Annotated in this window: 3 protein-coding genes; 1 reads left to right on the top strand and 2 read right to left on the bottom strand. The window is 69.1% G+C overall.

Annotated elements, in window-relative coordinates; genetic code table 11:
* Positions 1-258: LysE family transporter (locus tag QZV72_RS12175; protein WP_297008844.1), on the bottom strand; the 258-nt coding region annotated here is incomplete at its 3' end.
* Positions 259-328: 70 nt separating this feature from the next.
* Here QZV72_RS12175 and QZV72_RS12170 point away from each other — a divergent pair.
* Entirely contained in the window at positions 329-1,198 is an 870-nt protein-coding gene (locus QZV72_RS12170) for an ArgP/LysG family DNA-binding transcriptional regulator (protein ID WP_297008847.1), read from the top strand.
* A 13-nt stretch (positions 1,199-1,211) separates the two neighbouring features.
* Here the strand turns inward: QZV72_RS12170 and QZV72_RS12165 are convergent.
* A partial coding sequence (locus QZV72_RS12165) for an ATP-binding cassette domain-containing protein (RefSeq protein WP_297008842.1) occupies positions 1,212-2,140 on the bottom strand: 929 nt, incomplete at its 5' end.

Here is a 2,140-nt window from a genome sequence, read left to right as displayed (position 1 = left end):
GGCCACGCCACCCCACCGCAGGATCTCCAGGACCAGCGGCATCTTCTCGACCACGACGGACACCCCGGCGGTGCCGAGGGTGAGCAGGACGACGTCGCCGATGATGAACACGGAGACCACCAGGCCGACACCCCAGCGTCGCACGCCCTGCTTGAGCAGGACGATGTTCTGCGGCCCGATGCCGACGATGACGGTCAGCTGGAACAGCAGTCCGGAGAGCGCGACATGGAACTGGGGGGCGAGGGCGGCGGTGAACATGTCGCTGAGCATAGGAAGCACCCCTGATGAAGACAATCAAGTAGAACTGAACCTGGGTAAGATGAGCTTCATGATCCCACGTCACCTGGATACTCTGCTGCTCGTCGTCGATGAGGGGAGCTTCGAGGGCGCAGCCTCCCGGCTCGGCGTCAGCCCGTCGGCGGTCAGCCAGCGCATCAAGGCCCTCGAATCGGACGTCGGCCGGGTGGTCGTGCGCCGTGGGGCCCCGGTCGGGGTGACCGAGGTCGGGGAGGTCCTCGTCCAGGCGGCCCGGCGGATGCGGCTGCTTGAGCAGGAGACCGAGGACCGGCTGCGGGGACGGATCAGTGAACGTCCGGTGACAGTCGGAGTCAACGCCGACTCCCTGGGAACCTGGTTCCGACCGGTGCTGAGATCCGTCGCCGGACACGGCGGGATCTCACTGCGCCTGACGGTGGAGGACGAGCAGCATTCCCTGGCGATGCTGCGCCGCGGGGACTGCATGGGTGTGGTCACCGCGGAATCCGACCCCGTCTCCGGCTGTGTGGTCGAGGAGCTCGGCGTGCTCCGGTACTGGCCGGTGGGGTCTCCGGAGTTGGCGGAGCGCCTCGACAGCGGGGACGCCGGCGGTTGGTCGGGCCTGCCGTTGCTCATCATCAGCGAACTCGACCTGATGACCGATACCGTCCTCAACCTCCACGGTGTGACACCGGACCCCGGGCGCAGGATTTCCCGCATCCCCAGCTTCGAGGGCCTCAATGACGCGGTCGTCGCCGGCCTCGGCTGGACCGTCGTCCCGGTCAGTTCCGCCTCGCCCTACGTGGACGCCGGGACGATGGTCCGGCTCAGCGACGATGTCGTTGAAGTACCGCTGTACTGGCAGCGGTGGAGGCTGGAATCGGACACGCTGGAGGCGCTCACCGATGCGATCCACGCGGCGGCGGCGGTGGGGCTGGACTGACGGACGGGCCGGATCAGCCGACCGCCGCAGCCAGTGCCTGCCCGGTCGCGGTCGCTGATACGGCGACCTGCGACGGAGTCCCGTCGGCGATGATCCGCCCACCGTCAGGGCCTGCCCCCGGACCCAGGTCGATCACCCGGTCGGCCCGGGCGACGACCCGTAGGTCGTGCTCGACGACCACGACGGTGTCCCCGGCGTCCACCAGCCGGTTGAGCTCGGTGACCAGCAGATCCACGTCCGCCGGGTGCAGACCCGTCGTCGGCTCGTCCAGCAGGTGCACGGTGGGGGTGCGTCGTCTCGTCCGCCCGGAGCGCTGTAGTTCAGTCGCGAGCTTGATGCGCTGCGCCTCGCCGCCGGAGAGTTCCGGGGCACCCTGGCCGAGCCGCAGGTAGTCCAGACCGACGGCGTGCAACGCCTGTAGTGCGGCGGCGATCTGCGGCTCCGCTGCGAAGACCTCCCGGGCCTCGGCAACGGTGAGCCCCAGGATGTCCGCGACCGAGTACCCGTGCCAGGTGACCTCCAGGGTCTCCGGGTTGTAGCGGGCGCCGTGGCAGTCCGGGCAGATGGTGTAACTGCCGGGCAGGAACACCAGCTCCACCTCGATCGTGCCCTCACCGTTGCACGTCGGGCAGCGTCCCTCGGTGACGTTGTAGGAGAACCGGGAGACCGACCAGCTGCGTCGCCGCGCCTCCTCGGTCTGCGCGAAGAGCTTCCTGACCCGGTCGAACAGGCCGGTGTACGTCGCCAACGTGGACCGGGAGTTCCGACCGATGGGCTGCTGGGTGATCAGCAGCGTGCGCAGCCCCGCGTCCGCCAGAACCCCGGGGAGTACCTGGGAGACCAGGGTCGACTTCCCGGACCCGGAGATGCCGGGCACCGCCGTGAACTGGCACAGCCCGAGGGTGGTGTCCACGTCGAGGGTGCGCTGTCTCTTGCGCACCG

The sequence above is a fragment of the uncultured Corynebacterium sp. genome (assembly GCF_902782855.1).
Classification (GTDB): domain Bacteria; phylum Actinomycetota; class Actinomycetes; order Mycobacteriales; family Mycobacteriaceae; genus Corynebacterium.
This window is presented reverse-complemented; position numbering and strand designations above follow the sequence as displayed.

What these genes read in the sequence shown, in the direction of transcription:
- QZV72_RS12170 (WP_297008847.1), top strand. Translation starts at nt 329, where the DNA reads ATGATCCCACGTCACCTGGATACTCTGCTGCTCGTCGTCGATGAGGGG.